Annotated in this window: 3 protein-coding genes and 1 pseudogene; all 4 read left to right on the top strand. The window is 40.1% G+C overall.

Annotated features, from left to right (window positions below; translation table 11 throughout):
• Window positions 1-440: pseudogene (locus PHO43_RS09795) on the top strand (gfo/Idh/MocA family oxidoreductase); the annotation flags it as partial.
• A gap of 83 nt (window positions 441-523) precedes the next feature.
• Window positions 524-1,141, top strand: coding sequence for a hypothetical protein (locus PHO43_RS09790; protein WP_045089268.1), 618 nt, complete (start codon window positions 524-526; stop codon window positions 1,139-1,141).
• Window positions 1,138-1,854 (top strand): DUF3307 domain-containing protein, encoded by a 717-nt coding sequence (locus PHO43_RS09785; RefSeq protein ID WP_288012136.1) that lies wholly within the window; start codon window positions 1,138-1,140, stop codon window positions 1,852-1,854. The genes PHO43_RS09790 and PHO43_RS09785 overlap by 4 nt, the downstream gene beginning before the upstream one ends.
• A gap of 28 nt (window positions 1,855-1,882) precedes the next feature.
• Window positions 1,883-2,694: alpha/beta hydrolase (locus PHO43_RS09780; protein ID WP_288012134.1), on the top strand; the 812-nt coding region annotated here is incomplete at its 3' end.

Below are 2,694 nucleotides of genomic sequence, written 5' to 3'. Positions count from 1 at the left end.
CTCAGTCGGTACTTTACCAGTTTGATGATTATATAATGACCTGGGAGAATAATGCGGGCATGGAATTTGGTCCGTATGGCAAAAATTATGGATTGATTTTCACTGGTAGTAACGGTACTTTGGTTGCTAACAGGGACGATTGGCAGGTGTTTCCTAAAGGTGAATCGGTTGCAGAGAAGATTGTGAAGGCGGACTATAAGGATCATAGGGATCATGTTATTAATTTCCTTGATTGCGTTAAGAAAAGGGACAGGAATACTGCATGCTCAATTGAAACGGGCAGTTTGAGTGCTAAATATGCCCAGCTGGGTAATATTGCTGCCAGATTGAGTGGTACATCATTGCGGTATGATAATAAGAAAAGGACTTTTGGCTCTGCTGAGGCTGACAAGTATCTGAAGCCTGTTTACAGAGAGCCTTGGGTGTTCCCAAAGGTATAAGTATAGTTATTTCACGATATTTCATTTTATCGTTTGTTTAAATGATATTTTGATATATCGTTATTTTAAACGATATTCGCATCATGATAGCAGTTATTACAGGTGATATAATAGCGTCGAGGAAGGTGTTGAATCAGGATGAATGGTTGGTTCCGCTTAAGTCTCTGTTGAATGAATGGGGTAAGAGACCGGGTGACTGGGATCTGGAGAGGGGCGATTTTTTTCAGCTTGAGGTGAAGAATCCGGAGGATGCACTTAAGAGGGCTTTGGAAATTAAAGCTCTTATTAAGAAGGTTGTGCCTCTTGATGTGCGTATGGCTATCGGGATAGGGGTGAAGACCTATTCTGGTGAGTCTATATCGGAAAGTAACGGGGAGGCATTTATATATTCTGGTGAGAAATTTGATATGCTCGACAAAGAGAATATTACGCTTGGGATAAGATCTTCTTTTGGGGATTTTGATGAGGAGATGAATCTATATCTTAAGCTGGCGGGTACCTTTATGAATAAATGGACTGTTCCATCGGCGGAGTTGATGGAGATTGTTCTCAGGAATCCTGATGTGACGCAGGAGGAGATTGGAAAGCGTTTGGGCATTAAGCAGAATTCTGTGAGTGGCAGATGGAACAGGGCTTATGTGAATGAGATTCTTGAGGTGGAAAGGATGTACAGGAAAAAGATTAAAAAATTGCTGGGATGATTATAATAATAAAGCTCTTGCTGGCTCATTTTATAGGGGATTTTATTATTCAGCCTAATGCTTGGGTTGCAGAAAAAGAGCGTATTAAGGCGAAGTCTCTGAAGCTTTATCTGCATGGTTTGATACATGGATTGCTGGTCTTGCTGGTACTTTGGGATTTAAGCTATTGGTTTCTGGCCCTGTTGGTGATGGTTTCGCATATCATTATTGATTCCATAAAGTTGTATGCTCAGAAAGATAGTAACAGACCCGGATGGTTCTTAACAGATCAAGTTTTACATATAATCACTATTTTTGTTCTTTGGATTTTATTCTTTAAACCTGATTTGAATATTATATCATGGTTTGAAAATAGTAATATCTGGATCTATGCATCTGCAATTGTATTCCTGACCTATGTTTCTGCTATTCTGATCAGAGAACTGATGTCTAAATGGACAGAGGCATTGAGTGATAGCATTGAGGAGTCGCTGAGTAATGCCGGTAAATACATTGGTATGCTGGAACGTCTTCTCGTTTTTATATTCATTGTATCTGGTCATTGGGAAGGAATCGGGTTTTTACTGGCAGCAAAATCGGTATTCCGCTTTGGTGATTTAAAAGAGTCGAAAGATAGAAAACTGACTGAATACATTTTGATTGGTACGTTGGTTAGTTTTAGTATTGCATTAGCAGTGGGACTCTTAGTGATGGAGCTTATTAAATTGGTATAATTGATTGATTTATTAAAAATCAGGTTTTATGAAACATACACTATTTTTATTTTTATTCTTATTCTTAGTTGGAACTATGAGTTTACTATCTCAGGAGAAAGAAATATTGCTGTTCCCAAATGGTGCACCGGGAGAGAATGTGAAGCTTAAACAGGTGGATGATGCCTCTGGCAATAAAGTTGCAGGTTGTCCTGTTTTGCGTGTTGGTAATGTGAGTGAGCCTACATTAACTTTCTATCCGGCTCCTGTGGAAAATAATTCAGGAGTGACGATTATTGTTAACCCGGGTGGTGGATATAATATTTTGGCATATAATCTTGAGGGAACTGAGATATGTAAGAGGTTTAACAGCTATGGAGTTAACTGTGTGCTTGTGAAGTATCGTGTGCCTCGCCGTGAGGGACTGGAGAAGCATGAGGCTCCACTGCAGGATGTTCAGAGGGCAATTGCTTATACTCGCTCGCATGCTAAGGAGTGGAATATAAATTCGGATAAGATAGGTGTATTGGGCTTCTCAGCAGGGGCTCATTTGTCGGCTGTGGCAAGCACAAACTACAGCAGTCGCACTTACCCGAGAATCGACTCTTATGATGATGTCAGCCTGCGACCTGATTTTACTGTTTTGGTGTATCCTGCATATCTTTCAGCAGATAATTTTAGAATCTCGCCTGAACTTAAAGTGGATTCAAATACCCCTCCAACTATCCTGATACAGACACAAGATGATAAAAGTTTTATTGATAGCAGCTTGTTTTACTACTATGCTCTGAAGCAGGCAAACGTGCCTGCTGCAATGCATTTGTACCCTTCGGGTGGTCATGGCTATGGAGCAAGAAATAC

Origin of the sequence: Lascolabacillus sp., from assembly GCF_028696275.1 — a bacterium.
Taxonomy (GTDB): Bacteria; Bacteroidota; Bacteroidia; order Bacteroidales; family Dysgonomonadaceae; genus Proteiniphilum; species Proteiniphilum massiliensis.
The sequence above is the reverse complement of the archived record's forward strand: the minus strand, read 5'-3'. Positions and strand labels throughout refer to the sequence as shown.